Raw genomic sequence first — 25,929 nt, forward strand, 5'->3', positions numbered from 1 at the left:
TGCTTAGCAGTCCTTGTTTGTTTACAGAGCCAAAACATAGCTTCAATAATGCCAAGGCTAGATAAGTTTCTCGCTAATGGCTGGATAAACCGATGATCGATCCTGTTACGCTTTTACTCGCTTCACTTATTATTTTCTGTGGCGCACTGACTCAAAGTCTTATCGGCTTTGGACTAGCCGTAGTGGCAAGCCCCCTGCTCTATATCGTCGATCCTAGTTTAGTTCCTGCTCCTGTTATTATGATGGGCTTTTCAATTGCAGTCCTCACGCTGTTTAGAGAGCGTGGCCAACTTGAATTCAATGGTCTGCAATACGCGCTATTGGGGCGGATCCCAGGAGGCATATTAGGTGCGACTCTAATTGTAATCGCACCACAGCCAATCTTAGGCCTAGCCATTGCCGCAATCGTGGCTTTAGCCGTCGGTTTAAGCCTGATGAAGTTCAGTATTCCAGTGAATCGTTGTAGCCTTTTCTTCGCCGGAATTTTATCTGGAATTTTTGGAAATATCGCGGCTATTGGCGGACCGCCGCTGGCAATTTTACTATCAGGTAAGGATGCCGGACAATTTCGCGCCGCTCTTTCGGCCTTCTTCATCTTTAGCTCGATGATTGCCCTTATCATTCTGGCATTTGCCGGCCTGCTAACCATAGAGCACTTCTACATATCGTTAATGTTGTTACCGTCAGTAGTGCTAGGTTATATCGTTGCGGGGCGCTTAGTAGGTCGGGTAGATAAACAAAAAACCAGAGCGTTAACTCTGGCTTTATGTGGGGTCAGCGCATTTATCCTAACTATCAAGTCGACTATTGAGTTGATGGGATAAATCGTCTCTAGAAGTGGTAGGAGGTTTGCAGCACGCCTCCTACAGCATTGTCGTCACCAAACATACCGGTGCAATCTAAGAAAAATGATTCACTAAAGGAAAATCCTGTCCCCAAAGAGTAAAGGTTAGCGGTAGAGTCCTTCATATCGTGACGATAACCCAGCCGTAATGCCATCCAGTCAAAAGCCCTCACTTCACCACCTAAGCGCCAGTATTGGGTGCCATCAAGCTCTTTAAACTTCTTGTTCTCAATCAGATCGATATCCGTCGTCACCGATAGAATATCCCAATCATAGGCCACTGCGGCGGTTACCAGAGGTTCCACTCGATAAGTAAACTTCTGCCCTTCAACTTCTATTGTGTCTACATCTTGGCTGAACAGGTTTCGCCCCGATAAACCTAAGGTTAACCCATCGAATGGCTGCATAGCGACACCAAGATCTAGGTTAAAATTGGTCTCATCATTGCGATACTTTGCATCATCAAAATCACTAGCATCAAAGTTGTTAGCGTTGGCGATATAGTTGTAACTGTCGATACGTTGAAGCTTAGGCGAAATCCCCACAGAGATAGGCATATTCACAATCGATAATGGAAAGCTCAATGCTATGCCTAAATCAGACACAGCCCCGCCAACCACTTGACCTTGAGAATCCAAATCGCTTATCTGTGGAGGGTTGTTAGGATCGAGATTATTGAGGGTATCAATATCGGATTGGGCAATATCGGCAACCCCAATGGCATTAACATAGCTCTTATAGAAGATAGCCATCGGCATCCTCTGATATGGAATCGCCACGCTAAATCCAAACCCCGCACTAGCATAGGCTGAGGTGCCATTTAATGACTCTAAATCGATTACCAGATCATCGCGAAATTTATCAATAGCCCCCGTATTACTGACATCGATCGCAGTCTCAAGGGCATCATAGGAATCGATTAATGAGTCGAACTTGTCAATCATGTCATCACTATCGGCCACATCAACACCTATCACAGGGATCAACAGCACGGTGGAATTGTCTTTATGGGCGTTAATTGCCAGTAAGGCGGGATTAATAAATGCCGCACCTTCTCTATTTGAAGCTGCGACTCCCGCCCCTCCCATCGCATCACTTCGAGCCTCATAGTATTCTTGCCCTGCTTGAGCTGAAAAGCAGGAGACTAAGGCACAAGCCAAGACAATTCTTTGTAATTTCATCCATTCAGCCCTTTCAATATCTTTAACGCTTTAAGCTGCAATACGGCTCAAATCGATAAAAGGTGATTCTGTTCTTAAGATATTTTAAGACAAAACCAGAAAAACTGGAGGCAAATAATTAACTTTTTACAAACATTTATTTAGCAATTGTTTTGGGAGGTCGACCTACCCTGCATCCACAGTGATATCTTTCTCCTCACTTCGGCCCTATACCTTTGGCAATTCGACATACTTCATAAAATTCTCTATCGTAAATTCTATAAACCGCCTAAGCCTAGCTGGCTGAAATTGATCTTTGCTATAAAGTAGATACAAGGGGGTATCAGAGATAGTCCAGTCATCGAACACATGCACTAATTCCCCGCTGTTCAGCTCAGCACTGCAATATATCTCAGGGAGTCTCACGATTCCGTTACCCGCTAACGCACTACTTTTCATCACTCGACCATTTTTACACAACAAGGCACCCGCTATGGTCACCTCTGTCTTCTGGCTTTTGTCGGATCGACGATGATAATTCCAGTGATACACTGAGCCGGTGACACAGGCATGGCTCTTTAAATCCTTCGGGGTTTCGGGGAGGCCATATTTAGCAATATAGCTAGGCGATACTAAGGTGCAATTAGCGATATCCATCAGCTTTCTAGCCACTAAGCTTGAATCTTCAAGCTCACCCATACGAAATACTAAATCAAACTCATCCAGCACTAAGTCCACCCGCTGACTACTAAAGTCGAGGTGGATTTGAATATTGGGGTGCAGGCTCATAAAGTCGTTAACTAGCTGGTTAACGATATCCTCACCGATATAGCCGCCCACACAGTTGATATTAATCTTCCCCTGCAAGTTGTGGGCATCATCTACGGTTTTTGCTACAGCTTGCTCCATCACATCTAGCGCATGCTGACAGCGCTCATAAAAAAACTGCCCCTGTTCAGTCAATCGCTGCGCCCGAGTGGTACGGGTAATCAAGGTTACCCCTAGATAGCGCTCAAGTTGGGTTAGCTGCTTAGAAAGGTGCGAGCGTGAACATCCGAGTTTGTCGGCTGCCAAGGTAAAGCTGCCTTTTTCCGCAATCACGGTAAAAGCACGCACATCTGCTAAATTTAGGTCTTGGTACATAAATAGGAACTCGTGTTATCTCAGAGGACAGCAAGAGATTAGAAGCCATATGTAAACAATCATATTCTCTGTAGATTATATATCAACAATTAACTGTTAGATAAAATACTCGCAATTCACCAAGACCCCCTTTTTTATTGAGGCTGATATGAAACAATTAATCGTTATTACAGGTGCATCTTCTGGTATTGGCGCAGCCATGGCTCAAGCATTCAGCGCCAAAGGCCACCCACTTCTTTTATTGGCTCGCCGTGTTGAGCCAATGCAAGCACTAGGCTTAGAAAACAGCCTATCTATTAGTGTTGATGTAACCGATGCTGACGCGATGAAAGCCGCGATTGTAGAAGCTGAAGCTAAATTTGGCCCTGTTGGCTGCCTAATTAATAACGCTGGCGTAATGTTGCTTGGCGCTGCTGATGTGCAAGCCCCTGCAGAATGGAGCCGTATGCTTAACATCAACGTGATGGGCGTATTAAACGGTATTCACGCAGTACTAGCTGATATGAAAGCCCGTAAAACAGGTACTATCATCAACGTAAGCTCAGTTGCTGGCCGTAAGACATTCCCGAATCACGCCGCTTACTGTGCAACTAAGTTTGCAGTACACGCACTAACTGAAAACATCCGTGAAGAAGTGGCAATGGATGACGTACGTATGATAACAATTGCACCTGGTGCAGTTGAAACAGCATTACTTAGCCATACCACCAGCGAAGAAATTAAAGACGGTTATAACGACTGGAAAGAATTTATGGGCGGTGTAATGGATCCAACAGCTGTTGCTGATGCAGCAGTATTTGCCTTCGAGCAACCACAAAACGTATGTGTACGTGAAATCGTATTAGCACCTACACGTCAACAGCCATAATAATATTATTGCTAAATAAAGATAAGCTCTACTTGAAATAACAAGTGGAGCTTTTTTATTTCTCACTTTTAGCTTTACTGTAAACCTTCATATTCTCAGCTCTCTGCTATGCTCTATAGACGATAAAAATTAGTTTAAAAATCATCTACAAATCCATACACAAACGACAAATTTGCTGTTAAGTTAAATCGTATCCAACCACCAAAAGTACAAAGGTGTATTTGAGCTAACCGCCAAGTGACGTGTCTAAAACTATGATTTGATTTATCCAAGGATGAGGTAAACAATGAGAGAAAACTTCAGTCTAATAACAGCTAATCGCGCTTGGGCAGAGCTTTTGCTGTCATCAACATTTATCAACCTCCTATCTCTCGCTTTACCTTTCACCATGCTACAAATTTACGACAGGATCTTACCTAATCAGGGCTACGGCACCGCCAGTGTGCTGGCATCTGCTGTTGCTGTGGCTATATTACTTGAACTGATTTTACGTTACGCCCGTAGCTGGATGCTGGCCTCATCGGCTGCCAACTTTGAGCTGCAAACCACCACTAAAGTTGTGACTGCGTTAATGCGATCGGATTATCACCATGTCGAAAAGCTGGGTACTGGTAAGGTTTATAACGGCCTTTCTGGCATTGCAGCTATGCGTGAACTCTATTCAGGCCAAGCCTTAGTCGCCTTAATGGATTTTCCTTTCGTACTGATATTTTTAGCTTTAGTCGCGTACATTGGTGGGCCTTTGGTGTTTATTCCTATTGCGGTTTGGGCACTTATAGGAGTGATGGTGTTATTTATTGGCAAAAAACTCACTTTAGCCACTCAGCATCTTGCGCTATCAGATAGTGAACGCTCACGCATGTTGATACTGGTGCTTTCAGGGTTAACCACAGCCAAAGCTTTAGCGATGGAGTCACGTCTCGCATCAAGCTACAGCGAAATAAACTATCGCCGCCTAGCAGCCCAGCAGCAAGTAGATTGGTTGTCTTCTAAGTTACAGGAATTAATACAAGGAGCGTCTCAAGCAACCACACTATTGATTGTACTTATTGGCTGTTTAGAGGTGCTCAACGGCAACTTAACCACGGGTGGACTAGCCGCATGTTCAATATTAGCCGGGCGCGCTATCGCTCCCTTAAGTGCCATCATTAGCTTACGTTCAAGACTCGCCAGCGCTAAAACAGCCATGTCCCATGTCGATGACTTAGCTAAGTTGCCACAAGAATCATTTAACGCAAATGTGCAATATCAACAAAAGCTCCCTCTTGGCCCTATCACTTTTGTAGATGTGGCAAGTAGCCAAGTTGGCGCAAAACTCAGTGAATTTAATCTTGAGATTAAACCAGGCAGTTTAGTTTGTATCACCTCAGACCCACTCACTCATGCCAGCTTGTTACTCAGCGTAGTCGGTGTATTTCATCACCTAGAGCAAGGAGCTATCCATATCGCAGGTGTTGCCCAGCATGAACATAGCGTCGATGAGTATCGCCAATCCGTTACCTACGTTGCACCTTGGCCAACACTCTTTGCAGGCAGCTTATTAGAAAACATGACCCTATTTAGGCCTGAAAAAGAGTCGTTAGCGATGGAAATTGCAGAGCACCTCGGGCTAACAATGAGCATCGCCAAGTTACCCGCGGGTTACCAAACAGAGGTGGGTGTTAATGACAGCCAAATGCTCAATAAAGGCGCTATAAAGCTACTCGCCATCGTCCGTTCAATAGTGCAATCCCCTTCCATTTTATTACTTGATGAGCCGATGATCTCACTCGATGCAGACTCCCAAGCGAGGCTACTGACCCTGCTCACCCGATATAGAGGAAAAATGACCATTATTTGCGCGTCTCACTTTACCACGCTAGCCGAGATAAGTGATTTAAGAGTCAATATCACCCCACAAGGCCAAGCAGAGCTGCTGGCACCAACGACTGCAACAACCACTACAAAAGGATGAAAACAATGACTGGTAGCACTATGATTCATCCTGATAGCCCAACTCAAAGGACGGCAGACTCCTCTAATAGCACTGAATTAAAAACCATTCTAGTCGCCCTTTTGCAGCAACTAGGACTATACGCTCAAGCCACAAACCTGATTAACGATAAAGCAATTGAAAGTATCGATACTGCTCAGCTTGCGGGGTTACTGAAGAAACACCATCTGGACTTTTCAGTCTATAAGCTGCATCAAAGCGCACTGTCTCAGTCTATCCATCCTTTTATTGTTGTACCTGATAGTGAGCCAGCCTTTTTGGCTCGTAGACACGGCGAAGCCATTGAAAAGCATGATCGTACAAGTAATCAATGGCAACAAATAGATTATGCAGCACTGCCAAAAGCAAGCCATATCTTTGTGATTGAGTCACTGCCCAGCAGCAAGCAAAATGCACGTGCTTTTGCAGCCCACATGAGCAAAAGAACCAAGTGGTACCGGCCCGTGTTTTGGTTAAGTTTATTGTCGAGTATTACTGGCCTTGCTGTGCCGCTATTTACTATGGCGGTTTACGATAAGGTTATCGGTGGTCAAGCTCCCAACGTATTACCAAGCATTGCACTTGGCGCCGCATTGGCGCTAGCGATATTGATTTCTAGCCGTCTTACTCGAGCTAACCTGCTAGCTACGGTCAGCAATCGATTTGCTCGCGACTTATCTGACATCACCTTTAGACGCTTGCTTAGCATGCCGTTAATGGTGCTATCACGAGTGGGCTTATCAAATCATATTGCAAGAATGCGCAATGCTGAAAAAGTGCGAACTTTATTATCTGGCCCTGGTGGTGCAGGCCTAGTCGATCTTCCCTTTACCTTGATAGCCTTTGTCACTATCGCCCTATTGAGCGGATGGTTAGTATTAGTACCGATAGTGATGTTATTGCTGTTTTATATTGTTATGAAAGCAGTCAATAAATATGCCCAGTCCGCCTCACCAACAATCAGTAGTGATTATCAAAATTCAGTCAACGAACTCGCCAAAAACCTGCTTCAACTAAAAACCAGTGGTGACACCGAGGGGTGGAATACTAAATTTGCACGTCAATGCAAAGAAAACTGTCGGCAAAATTTTTTATACGCCAAGCGCAATGGCCTTAATGCTGCGGTCGCTCATGCAATGAGCCTACTAACCGCGCTAGTGACGGTTTTCACCGGCATTTTTTTAGTGTTAAACCAGAGCATTAGCCCTGGCGCCTTGATTGCTTGTGTGATGCTGATCTGGCGAATTACCGGCCCTGCACAATTGGCCTTCTCGTCTAGTCAAAAGATCACCATGATGGACTCGGCAATTAAGCAGTTTGACCGCTTTATGCAAGCGGGTACTGAGCATAGCGAGTTACGCTTAGATACCCCCGCCACAGATAGTGCTCCTGCGATTAGTTTCCAGCATGTCACCTTACGCTATAGCGCCGAGACTGAGCCAGCTCTTGCTGGGGTTTCTGTGGATATAGCTCCCGGTGAAAACGTTGCCATTATCGGCCCTAATGCCTGTGGTAAAACCTCTATGTTACTTGCGGCTATGGGCGTTGCCGAAGCGCAAGCTGGCTACATCACAGTCAATGACAAAAACCTTAAACAGTACGACCCTGAGACTTTTAGATTATGGGCGGCATTTTGCCCTGCTGAGCCCGATCTATTTCCGGGAAGCTTGGCTGAAAACCTTAGAATTGCTAAACCAGATGCAACAGATGAAGAGCTAATTAAAGCCCTTTTTGCCGCAGGGGGCAGCTCATTATTTGCTGCACTCAATAATGACTTAAATATCGACCTATTTAATCGTGGTCATACCTTGTTGTCTGCAGTCGAAGGCAGTTACATCAGTTTAGCTCGGGCACTGCTAAAACAATCGACCCTTATCATCTTAGATGAGCCCATTGCTAACCGTAATCCTGCAGCTAAAGCTGCACTGCTTAATACTTTTAAAGAGCTAAAGGGCAAAGCAACAGTGCTATTTACTAGTCACGACCAAGAGCTGATTCAGCAGGCTGATAAGGTGGTGATCCTTGATAAAGGGGCTGTTGTATATGCGGGCCCTATTCCTGATCAAAATCAATCTCAAGCTGCAAATTCGCAGGAGGAAAACTCACATGGATAATCGTCAACTGGCAAATCGAGTTTACCCAGAGCATGAGTTTACCGATGCGATTGAAGCTCCCACAGAACGTAAATTTATTAAGCGAATTATATTTTTAATAACGGGTTCTGTACTCATCATGTTGCTTTGGTCTATTTTTGCTCAAGTAGAGGAGATCTCAAAATCTAAAGGCCAAGTTGTGCCATTAGGTCATAGACAGGTCATACAGAGCCAAACAGGTGGCACTATTGCTTCGGTGATTGTAGAAGAAGGCGATGTGGTAAAAACAGGTGATGTATTGGCTAGTTTTGTCGCCATCGATAGTAAGTCAGCAGAGGAAGAACTGGCCAGTAAACGGGCAAATTTACTCTTAAGGATTGAACGTTATGATGCTTACATTAATGAGCGAGATGCCGACTTTAGTGAGTTCATAGAGGCATATCCGCAATTAGTTAAATTACATCATTCTTCGCTAAAACGCATGAATGAAGAACGCTTAGCTATGGCGAGTCTATCAGAGTCTGACATTGCCAAATCACAAGCGGAGCTTGATGGTTTAAAAGCCGAAATTGAGCCCCTTAGTGATCAAATCAATACCGCGAAACAAACCTTAAAAATGATGAATTCGGTAACAGAAGAGCAAGCGGTCTCTAAGTTACGTATTTTAGAGTCTCAACAAAAGCTCGACTCTTACATGCGCGAATTAAGAGGAATGGAGAGTAAGCAGCAAGTATTGGCCAAAAATGTGGTTAATCTGGAGCAACAACTCAACCAAAAACAAGCGACCTTAATCAAGGAGGTTGGAGAGAGGCGCACCGAGGCTCAAGCTGAGCTGTTAGGAATTATCGCTAGATTAAAATCTTCCGGTTCGCTAGTTTCGCAAAACACCATAACCGCGCCAGTAGACGGCATTATTCAATCAATACCATCAACCTCATCAGGCAGTGTTATTCAGCCTGGGGGTACGGTAGCAGTCATTGTACCTATGACTAAAACAGGTTTAATGGAAGCTAAGCTTTCACCTCGAGATATAGGTTTTGTAAGGGTTGGCCAACCCGTGCGCATCAAGATTGATGCTTTTGATTACAGCCGTTACGGCGCTTTAGATGGCGTAGTGAAACGTATTTCCCCCAGTACCGACGCAGATGAAAAAGGTGGTGTGTTCTATAAGGTGCAAATTTCTATCGATAAGCCTTACTTTTCAGATAAACCGGGGCAATTTGACTTGATCCCCGGCATGACTGGCGAGGCCGATATTGTCACTGGCGATAAGACCGTCTTTCAATACCTTTGGAAACCCGTATTCACCAACGTAACCGAAGCTTTTGGCGAACGATAAAGAGAGGCTACCCATGAGTAACAACGATAATAAGCGCGATTCAGCTTCTCAATCTGCACCTAAAAGCGATGATAAAATTGAACACAAAAAGCGCTTACAACAATCAGCAAAAAAAGCAGAGCAACTAGACAAAGACGCAAAACGTCTAAAAGCCAAAGAATTTAGAGACGGTGGTAAAGCTGAGCAAATAGCCAATAAAGATCTGGTCGCAGACAAGTCATGGTCAACTCAAACCAACGCTTCAACAAATACGCTTGATCGCTCTAGTGCAAATATTGCTGACAACATAGATACCACAAACCTTGAAACCGATAGTCAGGCGTTAGCGGATCTCAACAGTAACAGCCCCCAATCAGAAGCGAATAATGTTACCGAGACCGAAAGTGATTCAGCAAATCAAACCTCGCAAGCAGAGCAGACAGCAGCCAATAAAGCTGCTAGACCAATAGGCTCAACCGAAACAACGGGCTTAGCTTCAGGCGCTAATTTTCGCAATGAAAATGCCCAAGCACCTGAGCTAACTAACTTAGGGCAAGCTCTAACCTTTAGTGCCAATGAACATCAGCAGCCGCATTTTACTGTAGCTTTACAGCTACATCATTCTCAACTTGCACCTACCACACTACCGCACACTCCCGATATTTTACCGGGCACCACGGCGACAACCGTGCCCTTAACGGCTGGCACTGGCACTGGCACTGGCACTGGCACTGGCACTGGCACTAATGAAAAGCCATTAACTATCGACAGTCAACAACAAATTCAACAAGTTAAAGAAGACTCATCAGTCGATACAGTTCAAGGTTCATTAGTGGCTCATGGAGATACTAGCCAATCGGTAACTTGGTCGGCTAATCAAGCACAAGGCCAATTTGGTCAACTCACTCTTGACGGACAAACGGGTCAGTGGCACTACCATCTCAACAACACATTAAACTCGACTGATACCTTAGTTGCCGGTGAACAACATACAGAACAATTTGTTGTTACTGCTACTGACGCTCAAGGCCACCAAGTCAACAGTGTTATTGCTGTTGCTGTTGAAGGGAGTAATGATCTGCCCACTATTTCAGGCATTCATCATGCATCGTTAAATGAAATGGGCAGTATAGATACCGTATCTGGGCAGTTACTTGCTACTGACCCAGATCATAATGACACAGCATCTTGGAGTGTATCGCAAAACCAAGGCCAATTTGGCCAGCTCGTTATCGACTCGCAAACAGGGCAGTGGCACTACCAACTTGATAACCAATCACCTAAGACTCAATCACTAAATCAAGGTGATAAAGCTACAGAACAATTTACCGTGATGGTAACAGATAGCTCTGGTCAGCAAGTTACTCAAAGTATTAGCATCGAAATCCATGGTAAAAATCAATCTGCACAAATAGGCGGAATAAATAGCGCTTCAATAACAGAAGATCACCATGTCGATAGTGCTGGATTATTGCATGCAAACGGAACACTCACAGCCATTGATCCTGATGCCGGTCAAAGCCAATTTCTCGCTGACAATTACTCAGGGCAATATGGTCAATTTTCTATTACAGCTAGCGGTGAATGGCAATATACAGCAGGTAATAATAACAGCCAGATCCAAGGTTTAAAAAGCGGAGAGTCACTCACAGATACTGTGCTAGTGTATTCCGTTGATGGCACCGAGCAAAAAATCACAGTGATCATTAACGGCACTGACGATAAGGCGGTGATCGCGGGGACATCGACGGCAAACCTAACCGAAGATAAAGATGTTCATTCAGGGCAACTTCGTGTCGATGGCGCACTCAGCGTTACCGATTTAGACAATGGCCAAGCCCAGTTCAGTGCGGAGTCATTACAAGGTCAATTCGGTACGTTATCAATCAATAATCTTGGTCATTGGACTTACACCGCGGATAACTCGCAAGCGGTCATTCAAGGGCTCAAATCGGGAGAGTCATTAACCGATACTTTGCTAGTGCACTCAGTCGATGGCACCGAGCAAAAAATCACAATGACCATTAATGGCACTGACGATAAAGCAGTGATCGCGGGTACCTCGACAGCAAGCCTTACCGAAGATAAAGATGTCCACAGCGGGCAGCTTAGAGTTGATGGTGCGTTAACTGTCACCGATGCTGATAATGGCCAAGCGCAATTCCAAGCAGAATCACTGCAAGGAAGCTTCGGTACGTTATCAATCAATAACCTCGGCCACTGGACTTACACCGCTGACAACTCGCAAGCAGCTATTCAAGGATTAAAAACAGGTGAGTCACTCACCGAGACTTTACTAGTGCACTCAGTCGATGGCACCGAGCAAAAAATCACGGTAACCATTAACGGCACTGATGACAAAGCCCACATTGCGGGAACCTCATCAGCATCACTCACCGAAGATAAAGACGTTCATAGCGGACAACTGCGAGTCGATGGAGCGCTTATTGTTACCGATCTCGATAACGGTCAGGCGCAGTTCCAAGCGACAAGTTTACAAGGCCAGTTCGGTACTCTGTCTATCAACAATCTTGGTCACTGGATCTATACCGCAGATAATTCCCAAGCGGTTATTCAAGGCTTGAAAACCGGAGAGCAACTCACTGAAACCTTATTGGTTCACTCCGTTGATGGCACCGAGCAGAAGATTAGCGTTACCATCAATGGCACTGATGATAAAGCAGTGATCGCGGGGACCTCGACGGCAAATCTAACCGAAGATAAAGATGTTCATTCAGGGCAACTTCGTGTTGATGGCGTACTTAACGTCCTTGATACCGATAACGGTCAAGCGCAATTCACTGCTGAGTCACTGCAAGGTCAATTCGGCACACTATCAATCAACAATCTTGGTCACTGGACTTACACTGCAGATAACTCGCAGGCCAGTATTCAAGGCCTGAAGACTGGTGAGTCACTCACCGATACAGTATTGGTGCATTCCGTTGATGGCACCGAACAGAAGATTAGTGTGACCATTAACGGCACTGACGATAAAGCGGTGATTAGCGACGCTCAAGCAAACCTTGACGCTAGAGGTGTCACCGAAGATCGTGGTTATATCGATACCCACTATAACCTGCACTATGATGGTAAGTTAAATATTCAAGATCCTGATAAAGGTGAAGGCTCGCTTGATCCCAATATTGGGTCGCAAACTTACCAAGGCATAGGTTACGACACCAAGCTAGGTGGGCACATACTGCTAATGCGAGATGGCCACTACACTTACACCTTAGATAATCGCAATATTCAGAATCTCGCCGCAGGAGAGACCAAACAAGATTCAGCGGTTATTCGATCTGCCGATGGTACAACCCACACCATAGAGCTCACGGTACACGGAACCAATGATAAGCCAACGATTGCAGCACAATCGCATACAGTTGTTGAAGGCGGCACTCTATTACAGGGCCAGATGGTCGGCCAAGATATTGATACTGGTGCGCAACTTCATTACTCAGCCCCAAAAATCGATGGGCTTATATTTAACTCTGATGGAAGCTATAGCTTTGACCCTAGCCATGCAAGTTATCAATCACTGGCCTCAGGGGCGACAAAAACACTCACTATTCCAGTCACCGTGACAGATGAGCATAATGCCAGCGCGACTCACCCCCTGTCGTTCACCATAACAGGGGTAAACAACGCTGCAATAATAAGTGGCGTTGATACAGGTAATGTCGATGAAGGTCACGGCAGCTATGGTGATATGTCACCAGATTACGCACAACCTGGCATGGCGAAACTAGGGCAATCTGCATTAACTGCTGATGGTAAATTGGATATTGTTGACCCAGATACTGGTGAATCTCAATTTGACTCTAAAGGTGGTGCTTGGAATAACTCTTATCATGGTCAATATGGTCACTTACTATTAAACCCAGATGGTACTTGGCATTACCATGTCACCGTTGGGAGTGTTGATTGGGTTGGTAATCGTAAAACAACTATCGGTACTACCATTGATGAGTTAGGTGACAATCAAACCCTAACCGACACCATTACCGTATACTCTAAAGATGGTACTGCTCACGACATAGTCATTACCATTCATGGCGATAATGATAGACCTTATATCAGTTCTGAAGTAACACTTGCTACAAGCACAGAAGATACAACGCTTACTTTCAGCAAAGCCGATTTACTTGCCAATACTATCGACGTTGATGTTAATGACGCAGGCAAGCTTTCCATTGCAAATCTGTTAGTCGATCACGGCTCTGTTGTTGATAATAAGGACGGCACATACACCTTTACCCCAACCAAAGACTATAACGGCAAAGCTCATTTTAGCTATGACGTGACAGATGCTCATGGTGGTATTACGCATACTGGCGCTTCCACCACACTCACAGCCACACCTGACGGCGCCATCATTTCAGAAGTAACAACTGGGCATGTCATTGAAGATGGGCCACATAGCAGACACAATGCAGGCGTTACAACTGAACTCGCAAATGGGCAACTACAAGTTATTGATCCAGACAGCGGAGAGGATAAATTCCAATACAGCCAGTTTGGTGAATCCGCTATACACGATCCGTTCGGCGGCATGCTACGAATAGACAGTGCCGGCAATTGGGGTTATAGCGTTAATAATGCAGCTCTGCAGCATCTTGCCCAAGGACAAACGGAAACTGTTGTCTACCGTGTTCATAGCTATGATGGAACGGCATACGAGTTACACATTGACGTTGTAGGTAGCAACGATAGGCCAACAGTTACTCAAGTTGTGCTCAGTAACGGTACTGAAGACACGCATTACCAAATGCAAGCTAGTCAGTTTGGATTCACAGATATCGATACTGGCGACACGTTACATTCCATAGCAATCACAGACCTACCACCTGCATCACAAGGTAAGTTTGCCTTAGATGGCCACGATATTACCGCAGGCCAAAGTATTACCACTGCAGATATAAGTAAACTGCAGTTTGTTCCGGCCAAAGACTTTAATGGTAATGTGCAATTTAAATACACAGTAAATGATGGCCATGCCGATTCGGCCAAAGCGACTAATACTCTGCATATAACTCCTGTCAATGATGCAGCTACCATTGATGGACAGACACAGTCCAGTAGCAGTGCTTCAATTACTGAAGATTCAGCCACCAGCACAATATCAGGTCAATTGACCTTAATCGATCCCGATACTGGCGAAGAAAAGTTCGCAGCCAATACTCAAATACTAGGCCAATACGGTCAACTCACATTAGATGATAACGGTAGTTGGCATTATGCACTCAACAACGCCTCTCCCGCAGTCAATGGCTTAAATGCCGGGCAGCAACTCACCGATACCCTGACAGTCACCTCTCCCGATGGCACAGCGAGCAAGACTATTGCGATTACCATTCACGGCCATACCGACACGCCGACTCTACAACTACAAGAAGCGGGCACAACCCAAGGATTAGATCTTTATGCTGGCATTCAAGGTAATCAAATTAGCCAATTACAATACTCTACTGATGGTATCAATTTTACTAGCCAAATCCCGGCAGGGTTTAGCCTAGCAGCAGATGGACACACCTTAGAAGTCGACCCTGCTCACTCAAGCTTTGATCACTTAGCCAATGGCGTTCAACATAAAATCTGGGTCAACTACCAGCTACAAGAAAGCAGTGGCAGTAACACTCACCAATCGAGCCAACAAGCACAAGTCATTATCAGCGGCACCAGTGATAAACCTATTATTCATAGTTTCAGCGCAAACTCGGATCAGTATAGTGGTCCAGTCACGGGCAACTTGCTTCAAGGTGCAAGCGATATAGACGATGGTGCACAGCTCACTTTACAAGATGTGCAATTTAAAGATCCAACGACGCATCACTACATCACAGTTCATACGGGGCAGGATGTGTCGATTACCGGTGTTGGCCAAATCCATATTGCAGCAAACGGCGACTATCGCTTTACTCCAGAGAGTAGCTTTACTGGCGATGTTCCTGGGTTTATTTACCGAGTGGTTGATGCCCATGGTGATTACCAAGATAACAGCCAAAATACGCTGAACATTCATCTCAACGCCAACCATCAACCTACTGTGCAAACCTTAAATGTCAGTACTGCGGAAGATACTGATTTCCAATTTAATCGCGCAAGTTTTGGTTATCAAGATAGTGACAATGACGCCTTGGACCATCTCAGTATTACTCAGTTACCCGACCCAACATCTGGTAGCTTAGAGTTAAATGGTCAAGCCGTTACCCAAGGACAAACCATTAGCGCGAAAAATATCGATCAGTTGGTCTTTAAACCTTCGGCAAACTTTAATGGCGATGTGCATTTTAGTTATACGGTAAACGATGGACATCAAGATTCAACAGCCCATACTGCAATATTAAACGTTACGGCGGTGAATGATCTGCCAACCCTGACAATAAACCAAACCAGCCATACCCAAGGCAAACTAGTTGCCACCGACGTCGACACTGGAGATACCCTCACTTATTCCACGCCGTTAGCGATAGGGGACTTTGGTAGTTTAAGCATCGATCCACAAACAGGTGCTTACCAGTACACCCAAAATAGTTCAGTCGCTCATATGAGCTATAACAGCGCAACAGCAACCTACTCTGGAGTCGATGTTTTCGAAGTGCAAGTGAGCGACAATCATGGCGGCATAACAAGCCAATTTATTACCTTTAATCCACAAGCCACGGTAAGTAGCACATCAACGGGTAGTATTGTTATCACCAGCCAAGTCCCTCAGCACCCCGTAGTGACTAGCAGCTTGCCAACTGGACATATTGTCGCTACGCCGCCAATAAATCATGTCAGTATCGATCTCAGTGCAACCAGTGACACAGGCAAAAGTCATATCGATGACTTAACCTCAGACACCACACCTAACATCACTGGCCACACCGATATTCCTTTCTCTCGTGTAACCATTTACGATGCTAATCATCCTGTTGGCCATGCCTTATCTGATGCCAATGGTAATTACACCGCGACACTGTCAACATTAACAGATGGCCACCATAGCTTGTCAGCTAAAGCCCTCGCCCCATCATCTGTATTACCGGCGGTGTCACCAGTACTTGATATCAAAATTGATAGTGTTACAGCAACGCCTTCAATTGATTTAGCCGCTCATTCAGACTCTGGCACTTCCAATACAGATAACCTCACTAACATACATAGTCCCATTGTTACAGGCGTTGCCGAAGCCAATAGCACAATTAGCATTACCGACGAGCACGGTAACATCCTTGCTTCCGGCAGCAGCAATGCCAATGGTCAGTATCAATTTACCGCCAATCAACTTAGCGAAGGCATGCATACTCTGACAGTTGAGGCAACAGATAACGCAGGTAATCAAAGCCGAGAACAGCTCGCTATTGAGGTCGACTATACTGCTCCCACTATTGCTAAAGTGAACTTAAAAACAGAATCCACCCATCAGCCCACGTTCAGTGGCACGGTTAGCTTAGATACTGCCAAGGTCGATATCATCATCAAGCAAGGCAGCCATATTTTAGAGACATTACATGCAAACTTAGACGGCAAAGGTGGCTACAGTGTTGATGCAACTAACCTACCCGATGGCGCTTATACCGCCTTTATTCAAGCCACCGATAACGCTGGCAACCAAACGCCTGCAGGATACTCAGGCAATTATGATCACTTCTCTGTTGATACTCACGCCAATCCACCTAGCATCAGCTTCGAAAGCACGGGTAGCGATAACGTTTACAATGCCGCAGAAGTTGCAGCAGGCGCAGCCAATACCATTACAGCAACAATTTACCTTCCAAATGATTCCTATTCTTCAGATACCTTAGTGATTAATGGTGTGCCGCACACGCTCACTCACGCTGAGTTCTTAGCAGGTCAGGTAAATGTTGAAATAGCTCCTGGTTCAACCTTGACGGCCAGTATTATTGACTCTGTTGGTAATCACTCAAGTTTAACTAGCTCTGTAGCCCCAAGTGCCGATATCACTGTAGCAACACTGGGTTTAAGTTTGACTAACGATAGTGGCCTATCCACTGATTTAATCACCAATGACGGCGCATTAACAATTAGCGGACAAGAGGTTGGCGCTACAGTGGAATATTCAACCGACAATGGCGTGCATTGGAGTCAAAGCTTTACTCCCGTTGCAGGCACCAACACAGTCACAGTGCGGCAGACCGATAACGCTGGCAACATGTCTGCAAGTACATCGATGAGCTTTACCTTAGATAACCAAGTTAGTGCCCCAACGGTGAGTTTACGCCACGATACCAGTGGTGAAATCCACCCGACTGCCGATCTGTTCACCAAAGACTCGAGGTTATCAATTCACTCTGAGGCGGGGGCTAAAGTTGAATACTCTAGTGACAGTGGCCACAGCTGGAGCACAGTGTTTAACCCAACTGAAGGGGTAAACAATTTACTCGTTAGACAAACAGACATTGCAGGCAATCAGTCTGCTGCGACGCACTTTAGTTTTACCTTAGACACCACTCCGGGGACAGTATCGGTCAACCCTATCTCAACTGACAACGCCCTGAGTGCAGTAGAAAATAACCAGCCCTTAGTGATCACCGGCACCACTTCTAATATCACTGCTGGAGACAGAGTCTATATTGATTTTGGCAACAATCACTTCCGCGAAGCCAGTATACACAGTGACGGCACTTGGAGCTTAACGGTCAGTGCAGGCGATCATCAAAGATACTTTAGTGCTGATGGCAACTATCCGATCAAAATCGGTTCAGTGGATCTTGCCGGCAATGCAACCCCTGAGATCTCAACCAACTTAATTGTTGATACCCAAAACCCCATTCCACATATCAGCGTAGATAGTGTCACTGCCGACAATGTTATTAACTTGGCAGAGTCGGCACAAAATATTGATATAACGGGTACGGTAAGTGGCGATTTCAATGCTGGGGATATAGTGAGTTTGAGTATCAACGGTGCGACTATTAGCGCTTTAACCGCAACGGTGGATGCTAATGGACATTACGTTATTGCTGTTCCAGCCCAAACCTTGATAAAAGCCAATACCCACAGTATTTACGCAGTAGGACAACAGCAAGTTCATTCAATTGAAGCAACAATTATCACGACCGATCATGCCGGAAACCTAGGCAGTGCCACAACAGGTACTCAAGCTTTTTCTATCGACACCCAAGTAAGTGCATCCATTACGATAGATCCTATTACTGCCGATAATGTTATTAATGCCCAAGAAAGCCATACATCAATAAACATTACTGGCCAAGTAGGTGGCGATGTTCATCAAGGGGATGTGGTAACCCTAACCCTTAATCAACAAAACTATACAGGAACGGTTGATAGTCATGGTCAATTTAATGTTGTTGCAGGCAGTGAGCTAGCGTCAAACTCATCGATATCAGCCAGCGTGAGTACCTCAGATAACGCTGGCAACTCAGCTCAAGCGAGTCAGACTCTGCAGTATGATACCGACATCCAAGTAGGAAGACCGAGGATCAGCTTCGAATCCCCTGGTAGCGATAACCTTTATAGCAAAACCGAAATCGCACAAGGGCATGCAGGAACCATTACCGCAACGGTGCATGCTGCAGCCGATGCCAAAGTGGGCGAACATTTAAACATTAACGGTGTTGATCATCTGCTTGATGCCAACACTCTAGCCCATGGAATTGAGATTGAAGTCGCACCGAGTAGCATAATCAAAGCCATCATGACCGATGAACACGGCAACGTGAGCTCAGCCTTAAACATGGCTGCTAGCGCTAAACCAGAACCTATAGTGGTAACTGCGCCGCCAGGCAGTCACCATATTGGAACCTCATTAGGCGTACCAACACTCATTCCGGGGCAAACTCCGGTACCTGTCGCAGAGCAAGGTTGGAAAATTTTAGTCAACGGTCATTACCAAACGTCCTATACCAGCGAATGGGGTACGCTAACGATTGACCCTAAGAACGGTCAGTTAAGTTATCAAGAACATGGAAATACCCATACTGGTCCCCATGGGAGTACTCAGAATGTTGGCGTACACGAAGATAGATTTGAAGTCGCCCTTCAAGGCTCGCACCATAACGATGTAGTCATGCATGTTCAAGTTAGCATTTTAAGCCATGGTCCCGGCCATAGCGGCAAATTGACTTTGGGCTCTGAAGTGCTAGATATGACGGTGACTCCAGTTATTGGCCATCAAGCCCCTCCACCAGCTCTCATCGCAAATGATGCCCCGCAAGAAAGTAGCGATATCATAGTGAATATTGATCTGGTTGATGATGCCCTCCAAAGTGATACTGCGGCCTCGTTACCCGATGAGCCGATTTCAAGTCACGTACAAGCTAACGATATCCACGATTCACCTGCAGCATTAACGGCTTCAGCTCCTGTAGATCATTACTTAAAAATGCTTGGAATGAGTCAGCAAGATCTGCACGCTAGCGAATCAACGGCTACAACTGATAACTTACCGCAAGTTGAAACATTAGTGAGTAATGATCCACATACCGATATGCTTGATACTGCCCGCGTGGATACATTTGATAACCCGCTAATTGATGACGATAAACATGAAAAGCAGCTCGACCTTTCCCCCTTTGACGATCAACTTGCTCATCAAAGCGATCTTCAAACAGGTGATGATGACCTACTACATCAGGCTCTTAACGATATGCATAATCAAGCTTAATTAAACTTCAGCTTCTTACTGCTAGCTTTCTGTAAAGTATAAAGTTTGTTCAACTTATGCTTTGCGGTCTGCTAGCAAAATTGCTCTATAAAATTCAGTTATCACGAATATTAGACCAATTGACCACTTTGGTTTTTAAGCCTAGTCAACTTGTCTCTACTCGGTTGGACAATTGCCGTCTTAACAGCATTTTACTCCCAATTTTTCTTGTAAAATGTGGCACTAATCTTGCGATAGTTAAAGCGTTCTTTTCCCACGGCAAGCTATATGAGATGTAAGACCAATAAATTTGATAGTGTTAACAAGTATTCAGGAGAGTTTAGCGGCGCCTTCGCCGATTTAGGTACATTCCTCCCCCTCGCGCTAGGTTTAATAGCCCTTAACCATTTCTCCCCACAAGGGATATTTATGGGCTTTGGTCTATTTGCGTTATTTACCGCGTTTTATTACCGTCGACCAATCCCCGTGCAACCTATGAAGGTCATTACCGCTTTAGTCATCGCGCAAGGGTTAACCCCGGGGATGCTACAAGCCAGCGGCATGTTAATGGGGATCATTCTATTAGTCCTTGCATACAGCGGCGCCATTACTTGGATGGCAAAGCAGTTGTCTCCCGCCATCAGTATCGGTATTCAGTTAGCAATCGGTTTGCAGCTTATTTGGATGGGCAGTCAGATGATGAGTCAGACTTGGCTTATTGGTCTAGTGGCTTTTATCGCATTATTTTCGAGTAAGTTCCTACCAATGCGCTACTTGGCAATGCCACTTGTCATCGTACTCGGCATTATTTGGCAGCTTAATAGCGGCACAGCGCCGAGCTTCGATCTATCAGTCTCAACCCCTTGGCAATTTATTTGGCCAAGCATAGATGAATGGACGTCTGCCGCGGGTTTATTGGTGTTACCCCAGCTTGCTCTTACTTTAACCAACGCCGTTATCGCCACTTCAGCGATGGCAAAACAGAAGTTTCCAGAAGATGGCGATGCAGCTTTTGCACCTCAACGCTTTGCCACCAGCTCAGGCTGGGCCAACTTATTGCTAGCACCTTTTGGCGCCACAGCCATGTGCCACGGCGCAGGAGGGCTCGCCGTACAGCATCACTTTGGCGCACGTACTTGGTTAGCACCGACTATTTTTGGTAGTACCTGTTTACTCATTGCGGCGTTTTGGGGCCAAGGAATCGCTGGTGTATTATCACTTATTCCGCTGGCAGTTTTAGGTAGTTTGCTTGCTATTGCTGGTACTCAGTTAGCTTGGTCACAGCGGTTTATCGACGGTAAACCTTTCTGTATTTTTGTGATTTTATCCACGGCTACTATCTGCTTACTCGTTAATACCGCAGCCGGATTAGCAACCGGTATTGTACTTGAGATGGGCCGACGTCAATGGCTAATCTATTCAGATATAAAATCGTAATGAGCCACAAGTAACATCGCTTTAAGCCGCTGCTTTAGCCTTGTATAGACCACAATACTTGAGAGCTCAATCCAAGTATTGTGGTAACACTTCTTCAAAAGCTTTCAGTCCGATTATCCAGCTACAACTTGTCGCAGAGCTTGCTCAGACTATTCCCTCTAAGGAGTCGCACCCATTAAATCCGGCAATATAGCGATTCGAGTCATAATAATGGCCAATACACCTGTATTGCCAAATAGCCTTAACGATGATCCGCCGTTGGTTTCTTTAATAACTTTCGCTGCAGTGTGCGCCGGTGCATGCCTAACTGCCTAGCGGTAGCTGATACATTACCGCTATTGGCATTGAGTACCTGCTGAATATGCTCCCACTCTAAACGCTTAGGCGATAACGGCTCCTCAACTAACGGCTGCATATCATTATCAAATGACGTCACAGATAGTGCATTTAATAGGGTTTGAGTATCTACCGGCTTGGCTAAATAGTTATCGGCTCCTAACCTAATGGCCTCCACCGCCGTGGCTATGCTGGCATATCCCGTTAGCAGCACCATGATTACATCGGGGAGCAATTGCCTCAGCGGTGAGATAAGTTTAAGGCCGTTCTCCTGCTCTAACTTCATATCCAACAGCACGTGAGTCGGACGAAATTGTCTCGCTAGCAGTAATCCTTGAGTGGCATCGTGACATTGCTGACATTCAAATCCTTGCTTAGTCATCCGCCTTCCGAGCACACTTGCAAGCGCTGTATCATCTTCAATAATCAGTAACTTTTTAGCCATGATGCTCTCCATTGGCGCTATCGTGGCTAATTGGGAAACAAACCTCTGCAACCGTGCCCCCCTCTTTGGCGCTACCTAATAGCAATTGTCCGCCTAAACGCTCAAAACTAGCATTACTTAAAAGCAGTGCCATCCCCATGCCACGTTCGCTCTCAATCAATTTATGCCCAAGCTGCAGCTGCATACTTTTAGGGATCCCTACGCCATAGTCCCTCACAGAAATACACAGTCTGTTTCGGTCTGCTGCGGCCATAACCGACACAACCACCTTAGCCTCCCCTATGTGAGCGAAACTCGCACTACTGGCATTTTCAATTAATGCTAACAGCGCTGGAAGCAAACTGGCATCCGTCTTTATGGCCTTAGCTGGATGCCCTTCAGTTTGGCTCTCTGTAGTATTATTCAGCTGTAAATCTACCTCAGGCATTAGCAGTAAAACTTGCTGTTTAAGAGTTTCAAGTAATTCATCAGCTGTTAATAAGCTTTGCTTTTGCTGGCGTATCGATTCGGTAGCCGTTCGCAGCGAGGTCAATGTTTGCTCACAGCGGACTAGAGCCGTATTCATCTCTTGCAATACCTCTGGCTCACTGATTTGTTCTTCTACGGCTTCATCCACCAGCAAGCGCAAACTCGCTAGTGGCGTAGCTAATTGGTGGGCCATCTGCGCCGAGGCGGTACCTAGTGCTAACAGCCTTTCTTGCCGTAGTTGCGCCTCGCGCATATAGCCTAACTCCACCTCCTGCTTACGCATTCGTTGCGCAATGTAGGCCACACTGGTAGTCAGCACTAATGCCGAAATCAAGAAGTTAAACCACATCCCTAGATAGTGAGAACTCATGTCCATACCATGGTGCTTCATCTGGTTTTCTGGCACGGAAAAAATCATCAAGCTATAGGCAAAGGTCGACAATAAGGCTAAGGCCCAAGGTGCCCACTGAGGCAGTACCACCGCTGCGATTGCAATCGGTAGTAGCAACAAAGAGATAAATGCGTTGGTAGCCCCTCCCGTAAAGTAGAGCCAGGAGATCCAAAACAGAGTATCAATCAGCAACACGATGAAAAAGCCGTTCTCCGAGCGTGCAATCGCTCCACGATGCCAGAAAGTAAAACCTAAATAGAGAGCTTCTAGGCTCATTCCCCAGTAGAGAACAGGGCTAGTCAGAGACAAGCCAAAGGTGTCTGCAGCAAAAAAGGTTAAGCCTATCTTCAGCAATAAGGCGGCAAATCTCAATAACGCTAATTGGTCGGTCGCGCCAAGATTACGTATCAGTAAGTTTTTAAAACGCGTATTCATCATGGGGCTAATTGTCATCATGGGTAATCATTCTTTTTTGTTATCACTTACATCTTTTACGGTAAGCTTTTGCTGTAGAAACCAATACAGCTGCAAGGCGTTTTTGTTCCAACGCTAATCCAACGCTAAAAGATATCCTGCTTTTAATCTCTAAACTGGCAAGTCGCTCACAGCTTAGCTTGCAGCCCTTTGGATGTTTGACGCTATCTGTGGGGAATATCACAGCGATCAAATGCCCGGTGTAGAGTAAGAGTAATGAAACCGAGTGTTTAGGCTAACTGTGTAGACTATGTGTTTAGATTGACTCTATAGGCGAAGTCCCAATGCTACGACTGATAGCATCTAAGCTAGCATCGAGCTTGAACCTCCAATCATCAACTACATTCTTGTGAGCTAGCTTAAGGGGTTTTCATCCTCTAAGCACTGGTTTACTCTTGATAAAGCTTACTTTTATCGAAGAGTGTTTCCATGTCATCAGCCAACTCATTGCCTCTCATCATTGCCGGACCTATTCTGCGCCACTGCGACGAGCAGCATTTCACCTTGTGGTTTGTTAGCCGCGAGCGATTATCAAATTTACGTTTGGCATTAATGGGCGCAGAGTTTGATCGGCAGCTAAACGATAAGGAAGCGCACTGTATTCGCCTCGGTGAACATGCGTTTCAATACCTGATAAACGTTTCACAAGATAAGCTACTGCCTAGAGACAGCACACTGCAGTATCAAGTATTTGATGCTAACGCGACAAACCTATTTGATGACTTAGACGCACTAAATTACCCCGACAAACCGGCTTGCGAGTTTATCGTAAAGCCTCAGATAGATAAGCTGCTGCACGGCTCTTGCCGTAACGCGCACCACCATAGTGGCGATGCCTTGGTGGCTGCCGATACTCAACTAGTACAATGTGCCGATATTAATGAACGCCCTGCTTTGCTAATGATGAGTGGCGATCAGGTGTATGTTGATGATGTTGCAGGCCCAATGCTCTTTGCCATCGGCCAAGTCATCGAACTATTAGGCCTGAATCAAGAAGAGTTTGTCGATGCACCGCTTACAGATTCAAGTCAGATAAGTTATCAGCCTGCCGCCATGTATCAGCGTCACATCAATCTGTTACCTAAGACTCAGTACAAGGCTAAAACGGCCATTGCGAGCTGGTACATCAACCATCCTATATTCACCTCCTCGATTGCAGAAAATCATCTGGTTAGCCTTAATGAGTTAATTGCTCTCTATATGCTTTATTGGTCACCAGAGCTGTGGGAGTTAATCGATATTCCTAAAGATGTCACCGGTCTCAGTGCAACCCATAACCAAAGGTGGCAGCGCGAATGGACTCACCTATTAGAGTTTAAAGCAGGCTTAAAACAGGTGCGGCGCTTAATGGCGCATGTACCCACTTATATGATTTTTGATGATCATGATGTCACCGATGACTGGAATCTCACCGCTAGGTGGGAGCTCGCCGCCTATGGGCATCATTTTTCAAAGCGGATAATAGGCAATGCATTGATTGCTTATACACTTTTCCAAGGGCTCGGCAATGCACCTTCTCGATTCGATGTTGAGATCACCGCAGATCTTAATCGCTTCTTTGAGCAACCGACTGCCGAAGCTCAAGATGCACTCATCGAAAAACTACTGAGCTTTGAACACTGGCATTACAGTTTACAAACCACGCCTAAGTTACTCGTTCTCGATACCCGTACTCGGCGCTGGCGCAGTGAGTCTAACCTAGGTAAACCCTCAGGATTAATGGACTGGGAAGCCTTGATGGAGTTTCAAGCCGAATTGGTTAACCAGCCAAATGTGATCATCGTATCCCCCGCCCCTATGTACGGCGTGAAGTTGATTGAAACCATACAAAGAATAGCGACCTTTTGTGGTGGTTCATTACTGGTTGATGCCGAAAACTGGATGGCGCATCCGGGCACCGCAAACACCTTACTGAGTATTTTCCAACATAGGAAAACGCCGGAGCAATTCATCATTCTATCCGGCGATGTGCACTACTCGTTTAGCTATGACATCAGTATTCGTTTTCGTCATGGCGGACCACAAATTTATCAGATCACTTGTAGTGGTTTTAAGAATCAGTTCCCTGAAAAGCTACTACCGGTTTTTGATAAGCTTAATGGCTGGCTATACGGCCACTTTTCTCCACTTAACTTTTTCACCAAGCGTAAGCGTATGTCTATTCGGGGCCGACGCCCCAATGCCGAGCGCAGCAAACGCTTAGTGAATAACAGTGGTATAGGAATCGTGGAGATTGCGGCCGACGGCGCGCCGACAAAAATAGGCGTACTGCACTCAGATATGAGCGAAACCGAGTTTTTACCGCCAAGGCATTGATTCAGAAGCTAGGTCCTAGGAAAAGCAGGTTCAAGATCCTAGGTAAAAG

At 45.5% G+C, this 25,929-nt stretch carries 12 protein-coding genes; 8 read left to right on the forward strand and 4 right to left on the reverse strand.

Going from position 1 to position 25,929, the window contains the following annotated elements:
* The first annotated feature begins 92 nt into the window (after positions 1-92).
* Positions 93-824, forward strand: a complete 732-nt coding sequence (locus tag K5Q73_RS03200) for a sulfite exporter TauE/SafE family protein (protein ID WP_220758974.1) — start codon at positions 93-95, stop codon at positions 822-824.
* 7 nt (positions 825-831) lie between these two features.
* Here K5Q73_RS03200 and traF read toward each other — a convergent pair whose 3' ends face one another.
* Positions 832-2,025 carry a conjugal transfer protein TraF gene (gene traF / locus K5Q73_RS03205; protein WP_220758973.1) on the reverse strand — a complete coding sequence of 398 codons (1,194 nt, stop codon included), beginning with the start codon at positions 2,023-2,025 and terminating at the stop codon, positions 832-834.
* A gap of 207 nt (positions 2,026-2,232) precedes the next feature.
* Positions 2,233-3,147 carry a LysR family transcriptional regulator gene (locus tag K5Q73_RS03210; RefSeq protein ID WP_220758972.1) on the reverse strand — a complete coding sequence of 305 codons (915 nt, stop codon included), beginning with the start codon at positions 3,145-3,147 and terminating at the stop codon, positions 2,233-2,235.
* A 148-nt stretch (positions 3,148-3,295) separates the two neighbouring features.
* Here K5Q73_RS03210 and K5Q73_RS03215 point away from each other — a divergent pair, with 148 nt between their 5' ends.
* The 6 genes from K5Q73_RS03215 to K5Q73_RS03240 all read left to right on the forward strand — a co-directional run bounded on the left by K5Q73_RS03215 (position 3,296) and on the right by K5Q73_RS03240 (position 21,450).
* Positions 3,296-4,015, forward strand: a complete 720-nt coding sequence (locus tag K5Q73_RS03215; protein ID WP_220758971.1) for an SDR family oxidoreductase — start codon at positions 3,296-3,298, stop codon at positions 4,013-4,015.
* 286 nt (positions 4,016-4,301) lie between these two features.
* On the forward strand, positions 4,302-5,969 hold the full coding sequence (locus tag K5Q73_RS03220; protein WP_220758970.1) for an ABC transporter transmembrane domain-containing protein: 1,668 nt from the start codon (positions 4,302-4,304) through the stop codon (positions 5,967-5,969).
* Positions 5,970-5,974: 5 nt separating this feature from the next.
* A complete protein-coding gene (locus K5Q73_RS03225; protein WP_259650679.1) occupies positions 5,975-8,101 on the forward strand; it encodes a peptidase domain-containing ABC transporter in 2,127 nt (708 codons plus the stop codon).
* The gene (locus K5Q73_RS03230; protein WP_220758969.1) at positions 8,094-9,419 is read left to right on the forward strand and encodes an HlyD family type I secretion periplasmic adaptor subunit; all 1,326 of its coding nucleotides are present in this window, start codon (positions 8,094-8,096) and stop codon (positions 9,417-9,419) included. Before K5Q73_RS03225 ends, K5Q73_RS03230 begins: the two co-directional genes overlap by 8 nt.
* Before the next feature lie 13 nt (positions 9,420-9,432).
* Entirely contained in the window at positions 9,433-20,034 is a 10,602-nt protein-coding gene (locus K5Q73_RS03235; RefSeq protein WP_220766127.1) for a VCBS domain-containing protein, read from the forward strand.
* A 267-nt stretch (positions 20,035-20,301) separates the two neighbouring features.
* Complete coding sequence (locus tag K5Q73_RS03240) at positions 20,302-21,450, forward strand: putative sulfate/molybdate transporter (RefSeq protein ID WP_220758967.1); 1,149 nt, start codon at positions 20,302-20,304, stop codon at positions 21,448-21,450.
* A 241-nt stretch (positions 21,451-21,691) separates the two neighbouring features.
* Here the strand turns inward: K5Q73_RS03240 and K5Q73_RS03245 are convergent, their stop codons facing one another.
* Both K5Q73_RS03245 and K5Q73_RS03250 read right to left on the reverse strand, forming a co-directional pair.
* Positions 21,692-22,231 carry a response regulator transcription factor gene (locus K5Q73_RS03245; RefSeq protein ID WP_220758966.1) on the reverse strand — a complete coding sequence of 180 codons (540 nt, stop codon included), beginning with the start codon at positions 22,229-22,231 and terminating at the stop codon, positions 21,692-21,694.
* On the reverse strand, positions 22,224-23,546 hold the full coding sequence (locus K5Q73_RS03250) for a sensor histidine kinase KdpD (protein WP_259650678.1): 1,323 nt from the start codon (positions 23,544-23,546) through the stop codon (positions 22,224-22,226). Before K5Q73_RS03250 ends, K5Q73_RS03245 begins: the two co-directional genes overlap by 8 nt.
* Before the next feature lie 447 nt (positions 23,547-23,993).
* Here K5Q73_RS03250 and K5Q73_RS03255 point away from each other — a divergent pair, with 447 nt between their 5' ends.
* A complete protein-coding gene (locus tag K5Q73_RS03255) occupies positions 23,994-25,880 on the forward strand; it encodes an alkaline phosphatase family protein (protein WP_220758965.1) in 1,887 nt (628 codons plus the stop codon).
* Positions 25,881-25,929: the final 49 nt, after the last annotated feature.

Origin of the sequence: Shewanella sp. MBTL60-112-B2 (assembly GCF_019655055.1) — a bacterium.
Classification (GTDB): Bacteria; Pseudomonadota; Gammaproteobacteria; order Enterobacterales; family Shewanellaceae; genus Shewanella.

Coding starts and splice junctions, on each gene's coding strand:
- traF (WP_220758973.1), bottom strand. CDS start 2,025: ATGAAATTACAAAGAATTGTCTTGGCTTGTGCCTTAGTCTCCTGCTTT.
- K5Q73_RS03200 (WP_220758974.1), top strand. CDS start 93: ATGATCGATCCTGTTACGCTTTTACTCGCTTCACTTATTATTTTCTGT.
- K5Q73_RS03245 (WP_220758966.1), bottom strand. CDS start 22,231: ATGGCTAAAAAGTTACTGATTATTGAAGATGATACAGCGCTTGCAAGT.
- K5Q73_RS03210 (WP_220758972.1), bottom strand. CDS start 3,147: ATGTACCAAGACCTAAATTTAGCAGATGTGCGTGCTTTTACCGTGATT.
- K5Q73_RS03250 (WP_259650678.1), bottom strand. CDS start 23,546: ATGATGACAATTAGCCCCATGATGAATACGCGTTTTAAAAACTTACTG.
- K5Q73_RS03255 (WP_220758965.1), top strand. CDS start 23,994: ATGTCATCAGCCAACTCATTGCCTCTCATCATTGCCGGACCTATTCTG.
- K5Q73_RS03235 (WP_220766127.1), top strand. CDS start 9,433: ATGAGTAACAACGATAATAAGCGCGATTCAGCTTCTCAATCTGCACCT.
- K5Q73_RS03220 (WP_220758970.1), top strand. CDS start 4,302: ATGAGAGAAAACTTCAGTCTAATAACAGCTAATCGCGCTTGGGCAGAG.
- K5Q73_RS03230 (WP_220758969.1), top strand. CDS start 8,094: ATGGATAATCGTCAACTGGCAAATCGAGTTTACCCAGAGCATGAGTTT.
- K5Q73_RS03240 (WP_220758967.1), top strand. CDS start 20,302: ATGAGATGTAAGACCAATAAATTTGATAGTGTTAACAAGTATTCAGGA.
- K5Q73_RS03215 (WP_220758971.1), top strand. CDS start 3,296: ATGAAACAATTAATCGTTATTACAGGTGCATCTTCTGGTATTGGCGCA.
- K5Q73_RS03225 (WP_259650679.1), top strand. CDS start 5,975: ATGACTGGTAGCACTATGATTCATCCTGATAGCCCAACTCAAAGGACG.